Below are 19194 nucleotides of genomic sequence, written 5' to 3'. Positions count from 1 at the left end.
CCAGGCTGGGGAAGGGCCGGAAGGCGCAAATTATAGGGAGCCGCCACGGTTTGCCGGGAGCGCTTTGGGCTGGGAGTGGTTAGCAAGCACAAACCGCGCTATAATCTTGGGCTCTGCGGAATTCGCTGCGGAGACTCATTTCTAAGAGGTTTACATGTACGCGGTCATAAAAACCGGCGGCAAGCAGTATCGCGTTGCTTCCGGCGAAAAAATTAAAGTAGAACAGATTGCTGCGGACGTAGGCCAGGAAATCGTGATCGACCAGGTTCTGGCCGTCGGAAACGGCGCTGAAATCAAGGTTGGCACGCCCCTGGTGTCCGGCGCAACGGTGACAGTCACGGTACTGTCGCACGGCAAGCACGACAAGGTGCACATCTTCAAGATGCGCCGTCGCAAGCACTATCAGAAACGTCAAGGCCATCGCCAGCAGTTCACCGAACTGCAAATCGGCGCGATCGCCGGCTAAGGAGCACATTCCATGGCACAGAAAAAAGGCGGCGGCTCAACGCGAAACGGGCGCGATTCCAAGCCCAAGATGCTCGGCGTGAAGGCTTTCGGCGGCGAACTGATCAGCGCAGGCTCGATCATCGTGCGCCAGCGCGGCACCCAGTTCCACCCCGGCGTGAACGTCGGCGTGGGCAAGGACCACACGCTGTTTGCCCTGGTCGACGGCCACGTGTCGTTCGGTCACAAGGGTGCACTCAACAAGCACACGGTCAACGTGACCCCCGCGGCGTAAGCCTCGAGTCACTTCGACCTGCCCGAGGCCCCGCATTGCCGGGGCTTCTTCATTTGTAAACTGGACATCCCATGAAGTTCGTCGACGAAGCCTTCATCGACATCGCCGCGGGCGATGGCGGCAACGGCTGCGTGTCGTTCCGTCATGAGAAGTACAAGGAATTCGGCGGCCCCAACGGCGGCGACGGTGGCCGCGGCGGCCACGTCTTCGCGGTGGCCGATTCGAACCTCAACACCCTGGTCGACTTTCGCTACTCGCGCCGGCACGAAGCCAAGCGCGGCGAGCACGGCATGGGCTCCGACATGTTCGGTGCCGCGGGCGACGACATCACGCTCAAGATGCCGGTCGGCACGATCATCTCCGACGCCGAAACGGGCGAAGTGCTGTTCGAACTGCTGAAGGAAGGCGACGTCATCACCATCGCCAAGGGCGGCGACGGCGGCTTCGGAAACATGCGCTTCAAGAGCGCCATCAACCGCGCGCCGCGCCAGAAGACCCCGGGCTGGCCGGGCGAGAAGCGCAGCCTCAAGCTCGAACTCAAGGTGCTGGCCGATGTCGGCCTGCTCGGCATGCCGAACGCGGGCAAGTCGACGCTGATCAGCGCGATTTCGAACGCCCGCCCGCGCATCGCGGACTATCCCTTCACCACGCTGCACCCGAACCTGGGTGTCGTGCGCGTCGGTCCGGAGCAGAGCTTCGTGGTGGCCGACCTTCCCGGCCTGATCGAAGGCGCTTCCGAAGGCGCTGGCCTGGGCCATCTCTTCCTGCGGCACCTGCAGCGCACGCGCCTGCTGCTGCATGTGATCGACATGGCGCCGTTCGACGACAACGTCGACCCGGTCGCACAGGCCAAGGCCATCGTCGGCGAGCTCAAGAAGTACGACGCCGCACTCTACGAAAAGCCGCGCTGGCTCGTGCTCAACAAGCTCGACATGGTGCCGGCCGAAGAACGCGCAGCGCGCGTCAAGGACTTCGTGAAGCGCCTGCGTTTCAAGGGGCCGGTGTTCGAAATCTCGGCGCTCACGCGCGAAGGCTGCGAACATCTGGTGCAAGCCATCTATCAGCAGGTCAAGGCGCAGCAGGTGGCCGAGCATGCGCCGGTGGTCGTCGACCCGCGCTTCACGCCGCTGCCTCCCGAGGGCGTTTGAGCGGCACCGCAGCATTGCCCGTGATGCTGCCAACGGACAGATAGACAGACAAAAGCAACCTCGCAGCCTTCACCGCAAAATGACCTCGAACTCCGGATCCACAGCCTTGCGGGATGCCCGCCGTATCGTCGTCAAGGTGGGCTCCAGCCTCGTGACCAACGAGGGGCGCGGCCTCGACGAGGCTGCCATCGGCGAATGGTGCCGGCAACTGGCCGCGCTGGTGCGCGAGGGTCGCGAGGTCGTCATGGTGTCGAGCGGGGCGATCGCCGAAGGCATGAAGCGCCTCGGCTGGCGTACCCGGCCGCACGAGGTCCATGAACTGCAGGCCGCCGCGGCCGTCGGCCAGATGGGCCTGGCCCAGATGTACGAAACCAAGCTGCGCGAAAACGAGATCGGCAGTGCGCAGGTGCTGCTGACCCATGCCGACCTGGCCGATCGCGAGCGCTACCTCAATGCCCGTTCGACGCTGGTCACGCTGCTCAAGCTGGGCGTGGTGCCGGTCATCAACGAGAACGACACCGTCGTCAACGACGAAATCAAGTTCGGCGACAACGACACGCTCGGCGCGCTCGTGGCGAACCTCGTCGAGGCCGACGCACTGGTCATCCTCACGGACCAGAAGGGCCTGTACACGGCCGACCCGCGCAAGGACGCCGACGCGAAGTTCGTGCACGAAGCCGCCGCGGGCGACCCGGCGCTCGAGGCCATGGCGGGTGGCGCCGGCTCCAGCATCGGCCGCGGCGGAATGATCACCAAGATTCTTGCGGCCAAGCGCGCGGCCGGCTCGGGCGCCTCCACCGTCATTGCCTGGGGTCGCGAGTCCGATGCCCTGCTGCGCCTGGCGCAAGGCGAATCCATCGGTACGCTGTTGGTGGCGCAGACCGCCAAGCACCAGGCCCGCAAGCGCTGGATGGCCGATCACCTGCAGCTGCGCGGCGCCGTCGTCGTCGATGCGGGCGCAGCCGCCAAGGTGCGTGCCGAAGGCAAGAGCCTGCTGCCGATCGGCATGACCAGCGTCTCGGGCGAGTTCTCGCGCGGTGACGTGATCGCGGTGCGCGACGTCGATGGCGTCGAGCTTGCTCGGGGCCTGGCCAACTATTCGAGCGTGGAAGCGCGCCTGCTGTGCCGCAAGCCCTCGAGCGAATTCGAGCGCCTGCTGGGCTATGTCGCGGAACCGGAGATGGTCCATCGCGACAACATGGTGCTGATGCCCAGCTGATGAAAACAACAACGGGGCGCAAGGCCCCGTTGATGGATTGACTACTGCACTTCCCGTATCGGGTTGCGTATGTTCTGGACCATTTCCCCGATCGAGGCGCGCGGCGCATTGCCGCGGCACAGCGCCTGGCGCGACAGTGCCCGGGTGTAGCTCGAATTCAGGTCGTTCAGGCGCTTCCACTCGGGCTTGGCGACGTCCTGCCAGGCGCCGTTGTTGTAGCGCGCATAGCTCTTCATTTCCGCGGTCGAGCAGCGTACGCCTTCATAGAAGGCATTGACGGCGCCGCCATTGCGGTTGTGTGCCACCACCACGTAGCGCACGATGCCGTCGCCCGTGATCGCAATCGTGTTCGGGTCGATGCCGAACTTCAAGCTCATGTACGGCGGCATTTCGATCGGCAGCAGGCGGCTTTCGCTGAAGGCCGGCGGTGGGGGCGTTGCGGTTTCCTCCCACTCTTTATCCGTCTCGTAGCGCTTGGGCGGCGGCGGCATGCCTGCCTGGGCCCAATCGGCATTGTCCGTGTCGTGCGGCCCCGAGGCGCATCCCGCAAGGATGCCGAAGCAGGCCAGAAGAAGGGCGCGTTCAGCGTTGCGTCGGAAGGAACGGCGCTTTGTTGTCGTGGACAGGAGGTTCATCGCTCGCAGAAGGAATGTCGGGATGCGGATCGAAACTGCCGCCGGGCGGCAGGTCCAGTCCGGGAGGCGCCCCGGCGTCCAGCGAATGGCGCTCGAATTCTCGGGCGCGCACGTTGCTGCGCAGGAAGCGGTTGCGGAAATCCTGCCGTGGCAGGTAGCGAGCAAGCTCGGTCAGCGCCATCTCATAGACGCCGCGCTTGAACTCGACGACCACGTCGAGCGGCACCCAGTAGTCGTGCCAACGCCAGGCGTCGAATTCGGGATGGTCGGTGGCACGCAGGTTGAGATCCCAGTCGTGGCCGGTGAGTTGCAGCAAATACCAGATTTGTTTCTGGCCCTTGTAGTGGCCCCGTGCGTCACGGCGGATGAACCGATCCGGCACCTCGTAGCGCAACCAGTCGCGGGTACGGGCCACGATGCGCACATGCTCCGGATGGAGCCCCACTTCCTCGTGCAGTTCCCGGAACATGGCTTGCTCGGGACTTTCGCCGCGGTCGATGCCGCCTTGCGGAAACTGCCAGGAATGCGTGCGTATGCGTTTGCCCCAGAAAACCTGGTTTCTCTGGTTGAGCAGGATGATGCCGACGTTGGGCCTGAAGCCGTCCCGGTCGAGCATAATCAAACCCCAATTTTTGAACTGAGTCGATTATGCATGCCGGGTTGCCCTCGGCAAGCTGCCGATGCCAGGCTCTCAGGGTCTCTCCGGGGGAGCAGTCCCCCACTTCCAAACTTCGAATCCAGCGAATCCATCACCGCAATCCCGATGAAAGCTTCCCGATTTTTTGTCTCCACCCTCAAGGAAGCGCCCGCTGACGCCGAGGTCGCGAGCCACCGGCTCATGATGCGCGCCGGCATGATCAAGAAGCTCGGCACGGGCATCTACACCTACATGCCCATGGGACTGCGCGTGATCCGCAAGGTCGAAGCCATCGTGCGCGAAGAGATGAACCGCGCCGGCGCCGTCGAGATGACGATGCCCGTGGTGCAGCCGGCCGAGTTCTGGCAGGAGACCGGCCGCTTCGAGAAGATGGGCCCCGAGCTGCTGCGCATCAAGGACCGGCACGACCGCGACTTCGTGATCCAGCCGACCAGCGAAGAGGTGGTGACGGACATCGCGCGCCAGGAGATCCGCAGCTACAAGCAGCTTCCGAAGAATTTCTACCAGATCCAGACCAAGTTTCGCGACGAGCGCCGTCCGCGCTTCGGCCTGATGCGCGGGCGCGAGTTCATCATGAAGGATGCCTACAGCTTCGACCGCGACCTCGACGCCGCCAAGGCCAGCTACCAGGTCATGGCGCAGGCCTACCGCAACATCTTCGACCGCTTCGGCCTGCGCTATCGCGCCGTGGCGGCTGACAGCGGTGCCATCGGCGGCGACCTGAGCGAAGAGTTCCAGGTGATCGCCGCCACGGGTGAAGACGCCATCGTCTATTGCCCCGACAGCAATTACGCCGCCAACATGGAAAAGGCCGAGGCCCTGGCCCCGGCCGGCCCGCGCCCCACCGCTGCCAAGGCGCTCGAGAAGACGCCCACTCCGGGCAAGGCCACCTGCGAAGACGTGGCAGTGCTGCTCGGCGTGCCGCTGTCGACCACGGTGAAGTCGCTCGTGCTGGCCACCGACATCGTCGACGACGCAGGCAACCCCAAGGGCTCGCAGGTCTGGCTGCTGCTGCTGCGCGGCGACCACGAGATGAACGAGATCAAGGTCGGCAAGCTGCCGGGCCTGGACAAGGGCTTTCGCTTCGCGACCCTGGCCGAGATCGACGAACATTTCGGCTGCAAGCCGGGCTACCTTGGCCCGCTGAACCTCAAGAAGCCCGTCAGGATGGTGGCCGACCGCGAGGTGGCTGTCATGGCCGACTGGATCACGGGCGCCAACGAGATCGACTTCCACATGACCGGCGTCAACTGGGGCCGCGACCTGCCCGAGCCCGACCTGGTCGCCGACCTGCGCAACGTGGTCGCCGGCGACGCTTCGCCCGACAGCAAGGGCGTGCTGGCCATCGAACGCGGTATCGAGGTCGGCCACGTGTTCGTGCTCGGCACCAAGTACAGCAAGGACATGAACGCCACCTACCTCGACGAAGGCGGCAAGCCGCAGTTCCTCGAGATGGGCTGCTACGGCATCGGCATCACGCGCCTGCCGGCGGCGGCCATCGAACAGAACCACGACGAGCGCGGCATCATCTGGCCCGACGCGCTGGCCCCGTTCACGGTGGTGGTCTGCCCGATCGGCATGGACCGCAGCCCCGAGGTCAAGGTGGCGGCCGAAGCGCTGTATGAGCAACTGCTCGCTGCCGGCGTCGACGTGCTGCTCGACGACCGCGGCGAGCGCCCCGGCGCGATGTTCGCCGACTGGGAGCTCATCGGTGTGCCGCACCGCGTGGTGATCTCGGACCGCGGCCTGAAGGAAGGCCAGCTCGAATACCAGCACCGCCGTGACACGGCGGCCACCAAGGTGCCTGCGGCCGGCATCGCGGAGTTCATCACCGGCAAGCTCGCGAAATGAGCGTGGAGGGCGGCCTCTCGCGACGCCAGTGCCTGGGCGGCGCCGTGACGGCAAGCGCCCTCGCCATGCTGTCGCTGCCTCAGACCGCCCTGGCCGGTGCGCAGATCGAGGAGCCGCTGATCGACTCGGTGCGCACCGCGCTCAGTTCGGCCATCCACAACAAGGCACCGCCGGTGCCCCAGTTCGCGAACACCGAGGCCCGGCTCGCCTACCTGCGCTGGCTGGGCGAGATGAGCGAGCGGCTGCGCAAGAAGGTTGCCGATGCGCCGTCGCGCATCGAATTCCTCCAGACCGCCTGGTACGAAGCCAAGCGCTCGGGGCTCGACGTGAGCCTGGTGCTCGGGCTGGTCCAGGTCGAGAGCAATTTCCGCAAGTTCGCCGTGTCGAGCGCCGGTGCGCGTGGCTACATGCAGGTCATGCCGTTCTGGACGCGCGTGATCGGCGACGCCGACCCGGCCAAGCTGTTCCACATGCAGACCAACCTGCGCTTCGGCTGCGTCATTCTTCGCCACTATCTCGACCGCGAGAACGGCGACCTGTACATGACGCTGGGCCGCTACAACGGCAGCCGCGGCAAGTCGCCATACCCGAACGCGGTGTTCGCGAACCAGCGGCTCTGGGTGTTCAACGACAGGGAGCGCGAGAAGGACCCCGCCTCCGCAGGCTGAGCCTCCGTCAGCCGGCCGGCGCCTTGGCGGTGGCCGAGCCCTTCGTGACCATCACCTGGTCGATGCGGTAGCTGTCCACGTCCATCACCTCGAAGGTGTAGCCGCCCCAGGTGACGTTGTCGGTGCGCTTGGGTACGCGGCGCAGCATCACCATCAGGAAGCCGGCCAGCGTCTCGTACTCTTCCGAGTGAGGCAGTTCGTCGATGTGCAGCGCGCGCTGCACGTCCTGGATGGGCGTGACGCCGTCGATCAGCCACGAGTTCTCGTCGCGCTGCACGATCTGCTCCTCGTCCGGCATGGAGACGAGGTCGCCCATCACCGTGCTCATCACGTCGTTGAGGGTGATCACGCCCACCACGAGGCTGTATTCGTTGACGATGATTGCGAAGTCCTCGTGCGCCTGCTGGAACTGTTCGAGCACTTCGGTGAGCGACAGGCGATCGGGAATCACCAGCGCCTTGTGCAGCGGCAGGCCCTGGTCGAAGGCCAGCGGCTGGCCGCTGAGCACACGCTGGAACATGTCCTTGGCATCGACGTAGCCGAGCACGTGGTCGATGTCGCCATCGCACACCGGGTACGCCGAGAAGGGCTCGGCCACGATGCGCGCACGCAGCACCGTCTCGGGATCGTCGTGCAGGAACCAGGCGATGCTGTCGCGCGCCGTCATCACGCTGCTGACCAGGCGCGTCTCCAGCTCGAACACGTTGGCGATCACCTGCTGCTCGCGCACCGCGAGCACGCCGGCCCGCGCGCCGGCTTCGGTCATGGCCAGGATGTCGGCCGAGGTGATCTTGTCGTCGCGCGCCATCGGCATGCCGAGCACTTTGAACAGCAGGTCGGTACAACGCGTGAAGAACCACACCAGCGGCTTGAAGGTGGTGATCAGCACCTGCATCGGCCCGACCATGCGCACCGCCAGTTGCTCGGGGTTGCTCATGCCCAGCCGCTTGGGGAACAGGTCGGCGAACACCAGGAACACCGCGATGATGATGACGAACGAGCACAGGAAGGCCGCGTTGGCGGAGGCCTCGACGCTCAGCCATTTCTCGAAGAAGACCGCGAAGTAGGGGCTGAGCGAGCCCTCGCCGACCACGCCGCCGAGGATCGCCACCGCGTTCAGTCCGATCTGCACCACGGTGAAGTAGTGGCCGGGTTGCTCCTGCACGCGCAGCACCTTCTCGGCCCGAGGGTCGCCCTCGTCGGCCATCTGGCGCAGGCGCAGGCGGCGCGAGGCGGCCAGGGTGATTTCGGCGAGGGAGAAGAACGCGCTCATCGCGATCAATAAGGCGATGATGAGCAGGCTTTGGGTCAGGGTCATGGTGGCACGTCGAAGACGGCCACCATGGTGCCATGACTCGGCACCCGAAAAGTGCTCAGACCCCGCCCTGCGGATGCGTGGGGTCGACCCAGAGGACCGATTCGGGCTTTTCGACGGGTTCGATGTCGAGGTTGACCGCCACCGCTTCGCCATCGCTGCGGCACAGCACGCATTCGAGCGTCTCGGTCGCGCTGGCGTTGATCTCCTGGTGCGGCACGTAGGGCGGCACGTAGATGAAGTCGCCCGGCCCGGCCTCGGCCGTGAATTCGAGCTTCTCGCCCCAGCGCATGCGGGCCCGGCCGCGCACGACGTAGATCACCGATTCGAGATGCCCGTGGTGATGAGCGCCGGTCTTGGCGTCGGCGTGGATGGTCACGGTGCCGGCCCAGAGCTTCTGCGCGCCCACACGAGCGAAGTTGATGGCCGCTGCCCGGTTCATGCCGGGCGTCTGGGCGGTGTTGGCGTCGAGCTGGTTGGCCGCGATCACGCGCACGCCGTCGTGCTTCCAGGCCTGGTCGCCTTCTTCATGCGAATGGCCGTGATCCGCGTGATCGTGGCTCATTGCGGGCCCCGTGGAATCAGGCCGCGGCGCCGCCGCCGATGACTTGCTGCAGTTCGCCCGATTCGTACATCTCCATCATGATGTCCGAGCCGCCGACGAATTCGCCCTTCACGTAGAGCTGCGGAATCGTCGGCCAGTTGCTGTATTCCTTGATGCCCTGGCGGATGCCGTCGTCTTCGAGCACGTTGACGGTCTTGAGCGTCTTCGTGTCGACACCGACCGCCTTCAGGATCTGGATCGCGCGGCCAGAGAAACCGCACATCGGAAAGCTTGCGTTGCCCTTCATGAAGAGCACGAGGTCGTTGGTTTTGACGAGGTCGTCGATGCGTTGCTGGGCGTCGGACATGGGGACTCCTGAAAAGTGGGCTGGGGGGATTATTTCACCGTGCGCCAGATTCCGCCGGAGCAGCGCTGGATGCCGGCGAGGTCGTCGCGGCTTTGCACTTCGGCGAAACCGCGCGCGGCGAGCAGTTGACGCACGGCCGCGGCCTGGTCGTGGCCGTGCTCGAGCAGCAGCCAGCCGCCTTCGGCGAGGTGGCCGGGAGCGTTCTGCACGATCTGGCGGATGTCGTCGAGGCCGTCGGCGCCCGCGACCAATGCGGAAACGGGTTCGTGGCGCAGGGCGGGCAGGTGCGGGTCGCCGGCGGCGATGTACGGCGGGTTGCTTGCGATCACCGTGTAGCCGCTGCTGGCGCCGTCGAGCCAGCTCGCTTCGGTGAAGCACACCGGCAGGCCGAGGCGCTGCGCGTTGGCCTGGGCGACCGCCAATGCGTCGGCGCTGGCGTCGACCGCGTCGACTTGCGCATCGCGGCGGGCATGTTGCAGGGCCAGCGCGATCGCACCGCTGCCCGTGCCCAGATCGAGCACGCGCGGGGCGACATGACCTTCGAGGCACTGCAGCGCCCATTCGACCAACGCCTCGGTGTCGGGCCGCGGCACCAGCACGCGTGGATCGACCTGCAGGGCGAGGCCGTGGAACTCCTTCTCGCCGAGCAGGTAGGCGACCGGCTCGCCCGCGAGGCGGCGTGACAACTGCGCGGAGAGCGCGGACCACGCCGCGTCGGGCATCGCATCGGTGTCGTGCGCCAGCAGCCAGGCGCGGTCATGCGGCGCCCGGCCCAGCGCGTGCAGCAGCAGCAACTGCGCGTCGAGCCGCTCCACGCCCAGCGCGACGGCCGCGGCCAGCGCCTGCGCCACGGTGGACGGCTTCGGGTCGTCGGCGGTCATCACGCTGGCAGGCTCGATTCCAGCTCGGCCAGCTGTTCGGCCTCACGCGCGGCGCGCAGCGCGTCGAGCACGTCGCCAAGGTCGCCTTCCATGATCGCGAGCAGCTTGTAGAGCGTGAGGTTGATGCGGTGGTCGGTGAGCCGCCCCTGCGGAAAGTTGTAGGTGCGGATGCGGTCCGAGCGGTCGCCGCTGCCGATCAGGCCCTTGCGCATGGCCGCGTCCTTGGCCGCTCGCTCGCTGCGGTCCTTCTCCTGGATGCGCGCCGACAGCACCTGCAGCGCCTTCGCCTTGTTGCGGTGCTGGCTGCGGTCGTCCTGGCACTCGGCCACGATGCCGGTCGGGATGTGCGTGATGCGCACCGCCGAGTCGGTCTTGTTGATGTGCTGTCCGCCCGCGCCGCTTGCGCGGTAGGTGTCGATGCGCAGGTCGGCCGGGTTGATCTGCACCGCCACGGTTTCGTCGGGCTCGGCCAGCACGGCGACCGTGCAGGCGCTGGTGTGGATGCGGCCTTGCGTTTCGGTCGCCGGCACGCGCTGCACGCGGTGGCCGCCCGATTCGAAGCGCAGGTGGCCGAACACCTCGTCGCCGACGATGCGGATCACCACCTCCTTGTAGCCGCCGAGTTCGCTTTCGCTTTCGCTCACCACCTCGCAGCGCCAGCCGGCACGCTCGCAGTAGCGCGTGTACATGCGCAGCAGGTCGCCCGCGAACAGGGCCGATTCGTCGCCGCCGGTGCCGGCGCGGATTTCGAGGAAGGCGTTGCGCGCGTCGTCGGGGTCCTTGGGCAGCAGCAGGCGCTGCAGTTCTTCTTCGAGCTGCACCAGCTCGGCTTCGGCGCCCGCGATTTCTTCCTTTGCCATCTCGGCCATGTCGGGGTCGTCGAGCATTTCCGTGGCACCGGCGATGTCGGCCTCGCGCTGCCTGTAGCGCTCGTAGCGGCCGGCGATCTGCGTGACTTCGGCGTGCTCGCGCGAGATGGTGCGGTACTGCGCCATGTCGCTCATGATGTCTTCGCGCGAGAGCAGGAAGTCGAGCTCGCCCAGGCGTTGGGCGTAGCGTTCGAGTTGGTGGCGCAGAAAGGATTTCACGGAGGAACGGGGCTCGAAAAAATGGGGAGGTGCTGCCGCAAAAGGGCAGCGCGCATGAAGACCGCGGCCGATCGGGCCTGGCGACGACGAGCGCCGCTAACGCTCTTTGCGCAGGAACAGGCGCGAGATGGCCTGCGCCGTCTGTTCGCGCGAGGCGGCATCGCCCGCGTGCAGCTCGGCCATGGCGCCGTGCATCATCTTCTGCGTGAGCCCGCGCGACATGGCCTCGAGCACGGCATCGACCGATTCGCCCCTGGCCAGCAGCTTGCGCGCGCGCGCCATTTCGGCGGCACGCCATTCGTCGGCTTGCGCGTTGAGCTGCTGGATCAGCGGCACGGTGCCGCGCTGGCCCAGCCAGTGCATGAAGCTCTGCACGCCCGCGTCGATGATGACTTCGGCCTGCGCGACGGCCGCCTGGCGGTTGGCCTGGCCCTGTTGCACGACCTGGGCGAGGTCGTCGACGGTGTAGAGATAGATGTCCTCGAGCGCCTTCACTTCGGGCTCGATGTCGCGCGGCACGGCCAGGTCGACCATGAACATCGGGCGGTGCTTGCGTGCCTTGAGCGCGCGCTCCACGGCGCCCAGGCCGATGATCGGCAGCGTGCTCGCCGTGCAGCTCACGATGATGTCGAACTCGGCGAGCCGCGACGGCAGGTCGGCCAGACGCATCGCTTCGGCGCCGAAGCGCGAAGCCAGTTTTTCGCCGCGCTCGAGCGTGCGGTTGGCAATGGCGATCGACCTGGGTTCCTTGGCCGCGAAGTGCGTGGCCGCGAGGTCGATCATTTCGCCTGCGCCGACGAACAGCACGCGCGTTTGATGAATGTCTTCGAAGAGCTGGCCAGCGAGCCGGACCGCTGCGGCGGCCATGCTGATGGAGTGCGCGCCGATCTCGGTGGCCGTGCGGACTTCCTTGGCCACCGCAAAGGAGCGCTGGAACAGCTGGTTCAGCGTGCTGCCGAGCGCGCCGGCGGTTTCGGCCGCGCGCACGGCGTCTTTCATCTGGCCGAGGATCTGCGCTTCGCCGAGCACCATCGAGTCGAGCCCGCTGGCCACGCGGAAGGCATGGCGGGCGGCTTCGTCGTCCTGAAGCGTGTAGGCGTGCGATCGCAGCAGGGCCGGGGCCACGCCGCCGCTTTGCGCCAGCCAGCCGAAAGTGTGGTCGAGTGCGGCGTGTTCCGAGGCGCAATAGATCTCGGTGCGGTTGCAGGTGGAGATGATCGCGGCCTCGACCTGGGGGTGGCGGCCGGAGCCAAAGGAACTGCGCAGGCTCTGCAGCGTGGGGGCGATCTGGTCGAGCGCGAACGCGAAGCGACCGCGCAGGTCGAGCGGCGCGGTCGTGTGGTTCAAGCCGAGAGCCCAGACTGACATGGCCGTGATTATAAAATCAGCAGCCGCACGAGCCTTGCGGAGGGACAAATGGCTTTCCCTATGACAGCCATATCCTTCGCCGCATATCCCGGCGCACGCGCAATTCCCTCCGATGGACCTGCTGGCCCTCCTCGATCACCTGTTCAATTTCGTCGCTCCGGCGGCCTTCCTGGCCCTGGTGCTGGCTCTTGCCGGCCGGTTCCTGGGCGGCGGGCGCGCCGGCGTCCCGCGCTGGTGGGTGCAGTGGGCGCTGACCTTTGCCGTGGGTGTGGGCGTGTCGGTGATCGGCCTCGTGGTGTTCGGGCGCGACGGGATGATGGCGACCTACGCTGCGCTCGTGGCGGCCTGCGGCACCGTCCAGTGGCTGGCGATGCGCGGCTGGCGCCGCTGAGGGCCAGCCAGCCCCGAACCTGGCCTGCCTTGGCGCGCTGCCGCCGCAGCGAGGCTCAGGTCGGCATGCCGGGGATCGGCGAGTTGGACGTCGCGGGCGCCGGCGCTGCCGCGGCCGGCTCGGAGGGGGCCATCATGAATGTGGTCGGCGTCGCCATCGGCAGCGCGGCCTTCCTGAGCTCGTCGAGGATCACGAACAGCAGGTCGCTGCGCACGCCGCCCGCAAGCCGGGGGCTCGCCACATAGGCGATCGCCTGGAAGATCAGCAGCCCGTTCTCGATGCCCTCGAGCGTGAGCGATGGCGCCGGCGTTTCCAGCACGCCTTCGTGCCCCCTGCAGGCCGCGAGGATCAGATCGCGCACGCGCTGCGCGTCGGTGGTCAGCGGCATCGGCAGGCGGATCAGTACGCGGCCCTCGGCATTGGCTAGCGTCATGTTGCGAACCGTCTTGGTGATGAACTCCGAGTTCGGCACGATGAGTGTCGAACGGTCGCCCAGCTGGATCTCGGTGGCGCGCACATTGATGCGCCGCACGTCGCCCTCGGCCGTGCCCAGCACCACCCAGTCGCCCACCTTCACCGGCTGCTCCGCCAGCAGGATCAGCCCGGAGATGAAGTTCTGCACGATCGCCTGCAGGCCGAAGCCGATGCCCACCGACAGTGCGCTCGCCACCCACGCGATGCGCTCGATGCCGATGCCCAGTGCCGACAGGGAGAACGCGATCACCAGAATGCCGCCTACGTAGCCCAGCAGCGTGGAGATCGAGCTCTGCATGCCTGGTTCGAACTGCGTGTTCGGCAGGTAGCTGCGCGTGAGCCAGCGCTTGAAGATGCGCAGCACGATCAAGCCCACCACCGCAACCGTGATCGCGCTCAGGATCGCGCCCGGAACCAGCTGGAACTCGCCCACCTTCACGCCGGTTCCGAGCTTGCCGCTGCGCTGGAACACTTCGCTCGGAGATGTGCCCAGCGGCGCGGCCAGAGCGATCAGCATGTAGACGAACAGCGCCACGCGGCTGATGCCCGACAGCACCGTGGCCGCCTGGTCCAGCGTCTGCGGTGCGAGGCCGAAGCTCTTCTGCAGCTTCTGGCCGAAGGTGCTGCGCGAGGCCACGCTGGCCATGAACACATCGTCGGCGAACTTGAACAGCACGTAGAAGGCAGCGGCCACGATGCCGCTCCAGGTCAGCTGCGAGGCCAGGAAGCTGCCCAGCGCCACGTAGCCCAGCGCCACCAGCACCCAGATGGCGATCATCAGCATGCCGATCAGAGCCACCAGCAGGCCGACCCACATCGGCCGCTCGGGCAGGCCGGCCTCGGGCGCGTCGGCGCGCAGCGCCTTGAGCCTGTAGATCACCGTACCCACCAGGGCGGTCAGCACCAGCGCCGTCAGCACATGCGTGGTCACCACGGCGGCGAAGCTGGCGTCGATCAGCGCATTGATCTCGGCCGGCGTCCAGGCCAGTGCCGCCACCAGCGCCACCAGCCAGGGCAGCGCGGCAAGCCGGCTGGCCGTGGCGTCGGGGATCGGCGGCAGCCGCCACGAGGGGCGCGAAGTGGCCAGCAGCGCGCGGCCCAGGCCGATGACGAAGGCCATGAAGGTCAGCGCCTGCGCCGCCGATTGCAGCGCCTTGCGCGCCTGCGGGTCCCAGGTGGCGTAGGTCTTGAGCACTTCCACGAAGCCGTGCGCGGCCACCGCCACCAGCAGCACGTGGCTCGCGACGATGGCGATCACCAGCAACGAGCGGCGCAGCCGGCCGGCCGGCAGCACCCGCATGGAGAGCCGCGCCAGCAGGTGCTCGGCGCCCCAGACGCCCAGGAAGGCCAGCAGCAGGGCGCCGATCAGCGCGGCGATCACCGCCGTGCGCGATGCGGGTGCCAGCGCCTGTTCGATGCCGTCGCCAAGGGCCGTGCCCATGGCCTGCAGCCGCGCCAGGTCGTCGGGCCAGGCCTCCTGCAGGTCGTTCCAGAAGGCGTCGGTGAGCGGCGAGGCCGCGCGCTCGGTGAGCTGGGCCTCGAACAGCGCGCGCCGCTGCGTGACCAGGTCGGCGCCGCGCTGGCGCACGTCGATGGACAGAAGCTTCGCAAGCCGGATATCGGCGTCGAGCGCGTTGCGCTCCTTCGTCAGCTGCGCGCGCTGGCGCGTGATGCCGGGGTCTTCGGTGCTGCCGGCAGCGGGCGGGTTGCCGAGCTCGCCCAGGCGTGCGTTGAGGTCGGCGAGGTCGCCGGTGCGCGCGGCGACGAATTTGTCCGCCTGCGCGCCGATGTCGTTGATCTGCCCGATTTGCTTGCGCGGGTCGTCCTCGGCGTCGCCGCCCTTGCCCGGGTCGGCGGTGAGCTTGTTGAATTGCGCCCGCAGTTCGGCCACGGTGGGCGCGGGGGCTGCCGCGGCGGCGGTGTTGGCACTGTTGTTGGGATTGCCGATGCCGGCGTTCATGCTGGCCTCGGGCTGCGCGAACGCGCCGCACACCGACAGGGCCAGCAGGATGGCGAGGCCGAAGCCCGCCAGGCGAGAGGTCCGATTCATGGCCGCATCATAGAAGCGGCCATGAGGTAAGAGCCTGTAAGAAACGTGCGCCTCAGCCGGCCGGGCTGAACAGGTCGACCCGGTCGGTGATGATGCCGTCGGTACCCAGGCCGATCAGCCGCTGCGCCGCCCATTCGTCGTTCACCGTGTAGCTCAGCGCGCGCATGCCGGCGCCGTGCACCTGCGCGACCACTGCGGCGTCCCATAGCGCGTGGTTGCAGACGATGGCCACGCAACCCAACTGCTGCGCGGCTTCGAGCCAGCCGTTCCACAGCGTGTCGAGCAGCAGCCCGCGCGGCAGCTCTGGCTGCACCGCTTGCGCGCCTTTCAGCGATTCGACCTGGAAGGACGTGAGCAGCGGCGGCACGGCCGCGCCTTGCCACAGGCGCGCAGCCTCACGCGCCACCACCTCGCCGGTTTCGCGCTCGACGCCCGGCGTGGGCTTGATCTCGATGTTCAGCAGGTGGCCGTTCGCCAGGCAGTAGCGCGCGAGGTTCTCCAGCGTGGGCAGCGGCTCGCCCGCATGGGCACGCGAATGCCAGCTGCCCGCATCGAGCTGCGCCAGCGCGCTCCAGGGCTGCGCGCCGCCGGTGCCATGGCCGCTGGTGGTGCGGTCGAGCGCGGCGTCGTGCATCAGGAAGACCACGCCGTCGGCGCTGAGCTTGGCATCGCACTCGAACATGCGGTAGCCGTGCGAGGCGCCGAGCCGGAACGCGGCCAGCGTGTTCTCCGGTGCCAGCTTGCCGGCGCCGCGGTGAGCGACCCAGCGGGGGTAGGGCCAGGAATTCATGATCATTCTTTGAGTGAGGTCCCGGCTTCTTCGTGGGACACCGCGGAACCGGCTTTGCCGGGCCGCTGGTGTCGCCCCCGGTAGGGGGTAGGAGAAGCGACACGAAGTGCGCGAAGCCTGGGGGCGAGCATCAGTCCGCGCGCTTGCCGGAGCCGGCGTCGAACCAGTGCAGCTTGTCTTCGCGCGCGGCGATCTTCACCGTGTCGCCTGCCACCGGCGGATGGTCGCCTTCGTCAGTGCGCATGATGATCTGCTCATCACCGATGCGGCCGTACACCAGGCGCTCGGCGCCCAGCAGCTCGACCTGCTCGACCTGCACCGTCCAGCCGCTCTCGTCCAGCTTCAGATGCTCGGGGCGAATGCCCAGGATCTGGCCCGGGCGCACGCCCGGCGCGTGCTTCAGCAGGTTCATCGGCGGCGAGCCGATGAAGCTCGCCACGAAGGTGGTGGCCGGTTTGGAGTACACCTCTTCGGGCGTCGCGAACTGGTCCATCACGCCGCCGTTCATCACGATGATGCGCTGCGCCAGCGTCATCGCTTCGACCTGGTCGTGCGTGACGAACAGCGAGGTGATGCCGAGTTCGCGGTGCAGCTTCTGGATTTCGAGGCGCGTCTGCGCGCGCAGCTTGGCGTCGAGGTTCGACAGCGGCTCGTCGAACAGGAAAACCTGCGGCTGGCGCACGATGGCGCGGCCCATGGCCACGCGCTGGCGCTGGCCGCCGGAGAGTTCGCGCGGCTTGCGCTCCAGCAGGTGGCCGAGTTCGAGGATCTTCGCGGCCTTGTCGACGCGCACCTTGATCTCGTCGACCGGTACCTTGGCGATCTTCAGGCCGTAGGCCATGTTCGCGAACACGCTCATGTGCGGGTACAGCGCGTAGTTCTGGAACACCATGGCGATGTCGCGCTCGGAGGGTTCGAGCTGGTTCACCACCTTGCCGCCGATGGCGATCTCGCCGGCCGAGACTTCCTCCAGGCCGGCCACCATGCGCAGCAGCGTGGACTTGCCGCAGCCCGAAGGGCCGACGATCACGATGAATTCATGGTTGGCGATCTCGGCGCTCACGCCGTGGATGACCTGGTTGGCTTTCGGCCCGTGGCCGTAGCGCTTGATGACGTTGCGTAGGGAGAGGGAAGCCATGTTTATTCGAGTTCTCCGATATTTTTCAGGAACACCGCGGAACCGGCTTTGCCGGGCCGCTGGTGTTGCCCCCGGCAGGGGGTTGGCGTAGCGACACGAAGTGCGCGAAGCCTGGGGGTGAGCGTCATTTCTCTGTATCAACAAGGCCCTTGACGAACCACTTTTGCATCAGCACAACCACCAGCGCGGGCGGCAGCATGGCGAGGATGGCGGTGGCCATCACGACGTTCCATTCGTTCTGGCCGTCACCGCCGGCGATGAGCCGCTTGATGCCGACCACGATCGGGTACATGTCCTCGTTGGTGACCGCCAGCAGCGGCCACAGGTACTGGTTCCAGCCGTAGATGAACTGGATCACGAAAAGCGCGGCAATGCTGGTCTTCGACAGCGGCAGCAGCACGTCGAAGAAGAAGCGCATCGGGCTCGCGCCATCCATTCGCGAGGCCTCGGTGAGTTCCTCGGGCACGGTCAGGAAGAACTGGCGGAACAGGAAGGTGGCCGTTGCCGACGCGATCAGTGGCACCGTGAGGCCCGCGTAGCTGTTCAGCATGCTCAGGTCCGACAGCACCTTGTAGGTGGGCAGGATGCGCACTTCCACCGGCAGCATCAGTGTCACGAAGATCGCCCAGAAGCAGATCTTCTTGAAGGGGAAGCGGAAGTAGACGATGGCGAAGGCCGACAGCAGCGAAATGGCGATCTTGCCGATGGCGATGACCAGTGCCGTCACCAGGCTGACCCACATCATGTGGGCCACCGGGGCGTTGGAGCCTGCGCTGCTCGCGCGGCCGAAGAGCGCGCCCTTGTAGCTGTCGAGCATGTTCGAGCCCGGCAGCAGCGGCATCGGCCGTTGCACGATTTCCTGCGCGGTGTGGGTGGACGCCACGAAGGCGAGGTAGATGGGGAAGGCGACGATCAGGACGCCAAGGATCATCACCACGTGGGCCAGGACGCCCTGAGTGCTTCTTCTTTCAACCATGTCAGTACTGCACCTTTTTCTCGACGTAGCGGAATTGCACGATGGTGAGCGCGATCACGATCACCATCAGCACGACCGACTGCGCGGCCGAGCCACCCAGGTCCAGCGCCTTGAAGCCGTCGTGATAGACCTTGTAGACGAGGATTTCCGTGTCCTTGCCCGGACCGCCTTCGGTGGCCGCGTGAACGATGGCGAAGGTGTCGAAGAACGCGTAGACCACGTTCATCACCAGCAGGAAGAAGGTGGTGGGCGACAGCAGCGGGAACTGCACCGTCCAGAAGCGGCGCCACGGGCGCGCGCCGTCGATGGCCGCCGCCTCGATCAGCGACTTGGGAATGGACTGCAGGCCGGCCAGGAAGAACAGGAAGTTGTACGAGATCTGCTTCCATACCGCGGCCATCACGATCAGCGTCATCGCGTGCTTCGAATTGAGCAGGTGGTTCCAGTCGATGCCGATCTTGCCGAGCGCGTAGGCGACCACGCCCAGCGAGGGGGAGAACATGAAGACCCAGAGCACGGCTGCCACAGCGGGCGCCACGGCGTAGGGCAGGATCAGCATGGTCTTGTAGAACATGCCGCCGCTCACGATGCGATCGGCAAAGACGGCCAGCGTCAGCGACAGGCTCAGGCCTATGGTGGCCACCAGCACCGAGAAGACGGCGGTGGTCTTGAACGACTCGCCATAGGCCGGGTCGTCGAACAGGTCCTTGAAGTTCTGCAGCCCGACGAAGTCGACGGATGTGCCGAATGCGTCCTGCTGCTGGAGCGATTGCAGGATGGCTTGCCCTGCCGGCCAGAAGAAAAACACGAGGATCACCGCCATCTGCGGTGCCAGCAGCAGCCAGGGCAACCAGCCCGAGCGAAAGAAAACGCGTTTTTCCATGAACCCTCTAC

Annotated in this window: 20 protein-coding genes; 7 read left to right on the top strand and 13 right to left on the bottom strand. The window is 66.7% G+C overall.

The features are described 5' to 3' along the window. Positions 1-154: 154 nt before the first annotated feature. The 4 genes from rplU (at position 155) to proB (ending at position 3106) form a co-directional block, all read left to right on the top strand. Positions 155-466: a 50S ribosomal protein L21 gene (gene rplU / locus ASD05_RS15845; RefSeq protein ID WP_007833243.1), complete on the top strand. Its 312-nt coding sequence runs from the start codon at positions 155-157 to the stop codon at positions 464-466. A 12-nt stretch (positions 467-478) separates the two neighbouring features. Then, the gene (gene rpmA / locus ASD05_RS15840) at positions 479-739 is read left to right on the top strand and encodes a 50S ribosomal protein L27 (RefSeq protein WP_007833244.1); all 261 of its coding nucleotides are present in this window, start codon (positions 479-481) and stop codon (positions 737-739) included. A 71-nt stretch (positions 740-810) separates the two neighbouring features. Next, on the top strand, positions 811-1887 hold the full coding sequence (gene cgtA, locus ASD05_RS15835; RefSeq protein ID WP_056594040.1) for an Obg family GTPase CgtA: 1077 nt from the start codon (positions 811-813) through the stop codon (positions 1885-1887). Between the two features lie 79 nt (positions 1888-1966). Beyond that, entirely contained in the window at positions 1967-3106 is a 1140-nt protein-coding gene (gene proB / locus ASD05_RS15830) for a glutamate 5-kinase (RefSeq protein ID WP_056594037.1), read from the top strand. A gap of 41 nt (positions 3107-3147) precedes the next feature. Here the strand turns inward: proB and ASD05_RS15825 are convergent, their stop codons facing one another. Further along, positions 3148-3597: a CNP1-like family protein gene (locus ASD05_RS15825; protein ID WP_235507975.1), complete on the bottom strand. Its 450-nt coding sequence runs from the start codon at positions 3595-3597 to the stop codon at positions 3148-3150. Positions 3598-3688: 91 nt separating this feature from the next. Further along, entirely contained in the window at positions 3689-4357 is a 669-nt protein-coding gene (locus tag ASD05_RS15820) for an RNA pyrophosphohydrolase (protein WP_007833253.1), read from the bottom strand. A gap of 147 nt (positions 4358-4504) precedes the next feature. On the opposite strand from ASD05_RS15820, the gene ASD05_RS15815 reads away from it, so the two are divergent. Next, positions 4505-6250: a proline--tRNA ligase gene (locus tag ASD05_RS15815; protein WP_056594034.1), complete on the top strand. Its 1746-nt coding sequence runs from the start codon at positions 4505-4507 to the stop codon at positions 6248-6250. Next, positions 6247-6918: a lytic transglycosylase domain-containing protein gene (locus ASD05_RS15810; RefSeq protein ID WP_056594031.1), complete on the top strand. Its 672-nt coding sequence runs from the start codon at positions 6247-6249 to the stop codon at positions 6916-6918. Before ASD05_RS15815 ends, ASD05_RS15810 begins: the two co-directional genes overlap by 4 nt. Before the next feature lie 7 nt (positions 6919-6925). On the opposite strand, the gene ASD05_RS15805 is transcribed toward ASD05_RS15810, so the two are convergent. The 6 genes from ASD05_RS15805 to hemA form a co-directional block, all read right to left on the bottom strand. Next, the gene (locus ASD05_RS15805; protein WP_056594027.1) at positions 6926-8236 is read right to left on the bottom strand and encodes a hemolysin family protein; all 1311 of its coding nucleotides are present in this window, start codon (positions 8234-8236) and stop codon (positions 6926-6928) included. A 55-nt stretch (positions 8237-8291) separates the two neighbouring features. Next, positions 8292-8798 (bottom strand): cupin domain-containing protein, encoded by a 507-nt coding sequence (locus ASD05_RS15800; protein ID WP_056594024.1) that lies wholly within the window; start codon positions 8796-8798, stop codon positions 8292-8294. A gap of 16 nt (positions 8799-8814) precedes the next feature. After that, positions 8815-9144 carry a Grx4 family monothiol glutaredoxin gene (gene grxD, locus ASD05_RS15795; protein WP_056594020.1) on the bottom strand — a complete coding sequence of 110 codons (330 nt, stop codon included), beginning with the start codon at positions 9142-9144 and terminating at the stop codon, positions 8815-8817. Positions 9145-9173: 29 nt separating this feature from the next. Beyond that, positions 9174-10025 carry a peptide chain release factor N(5)-glutamine methyltransferase gene (gene prmC / locus ASD05_RS15790; RefSeq protein ID WP_056594017.1) on the bottom strand — a complete coding sequence of 284 codons (852 nt, stop codon included), beginning with the start codon at positions 10023-10025 and terminating at the stop codon, positions 9174-9176. Next, the gene (gene prfA, locus ASD05_RS15785) at positions 10025-11113 is read right to left on the bottom strand and encodes a peptide chain release factor 1 (RefSeq protein ID WP_056512655.1); all 1089 of its coding nucleotides are present in this window, start codon (positions 11111-11113) and stop codon (positions 10025-10027) included. Before prfA ends, prmC begins: the two co-directional genes overlap by 1 nt. 96 nt (positions 11114-11209) lie before the next feature. After that, entirely contained in the window at positions 11210-12481 is a 1272-nt protein-coding gene (gene hemA, locus ASD05_RS15780; RefSeq protein WP_056594014.1) for a glutamyl-tRNA reductase, read from the bottom strand. Between the two features lie 112 nt (positions 12482-12593). Between hemA and ASD05_RS15775 the strand changes: the two genes are divergently transcribed. Beyond that, entirely contained in the window at positions 12594-12872 is a 279-nt protein-coding gene (locus ASD05_RS15775) for a hypothetical protein (RefSeq protein ID WP_056594009.1), read from the top strand. 55 nt (positions 12873-12927) lie between these two features. Here the strand turns inward: ASD05_RS15775 and ASD05_RS15770 are convergent, their stop codons facing one another. The 5 genes from ASD05_RS15770 to ugpA all read right to left on the bottom strand — a co-directional run bounded on the left by ASD05_RS15770 (position 12928) and on the right by ugpA (position 19183). Next, positions 12928-15396 (bottom strand): DUF3772 domain-containing protein, encoded by a 2469-nt coding sequence (locus tag ASD05_RS15770; protein ID WP_056594005.1) that lies wholly within the window; start codon positions 15394-15396, stop codon positions 12928-12930. A 52-nt stretch (positions 15397-15448) separates the two neighbouring features. After that, positions 15449-16192 carry a glycerophosphodiester phosphodiesterase gene (ugpQ, locus tag ASD05_RS15765; protein WP_056594002.1) on the bottom strand — a complete coding sequence of 248 codons (744 nt, stop codon included), beginning with the start codon at positions 16190-16192 and terminating at the stop codon, positions 15449-15451. Between the two features lie 124 nt (positions 16193-16316). Next, positions 16317-17324 carry a sn-glycerol-3-phosphate ABC transporter ATP-binding protein UgpC gene (gene ugpC / locus ASD05_RS15760; protein WP_056593999.1) on the bottom strand — a complete coding sequence of 336 codons (1008 nt, stop codon included), beginning with the start codon at positions 17322-17324 and terminating at the stop codon, positions 16317-16319. Between the two features lie 124 nt (positions 17325-17448). After that, positions 17449-18300 carry a sn-glycerol-3-phosphate ABC transporter permease UgpE gene (ugpE, locus tag ASD05_RS15755; RefSeq protein WP_007837107.1) on the bottom strand — a complete coding sequence of 284 codons (852 nt, stop codon included), beginning with the start codon at positions 18298-18300 and terminating at the stop codon, positions 17449-17451. A 1-nt stretch (position 18301) separates the two neighbouring features. Next, positions 18302-19183 (bottom strand): sn-glycerol-3-phosphate ABC transporter permease UgpA, encoded by an 882-nt coding sequence (gene ugpA / locus ASD05_RS15750; protein ID WP_056593996.1) that lies wholly within the window; start codon positions 19181-19183, stop codon positions 18302-18304. Positions 19184-19194: the final 11 nt, after the last annotated feature.

The organism is Variovorax sp. Root434 (assembly GCF_001426595.1).
Lineage (GTDB): Bacteria > Pseudomonadota > Gammaproteobacteria > Burkholderiales > Burkholderiaceae_C > Variovorax.
The sequence above is the reverse complement of the archived record's forward strand: the minus strand, read 5'-3'. Positions and strand labels throughout refer to the sequence as shown.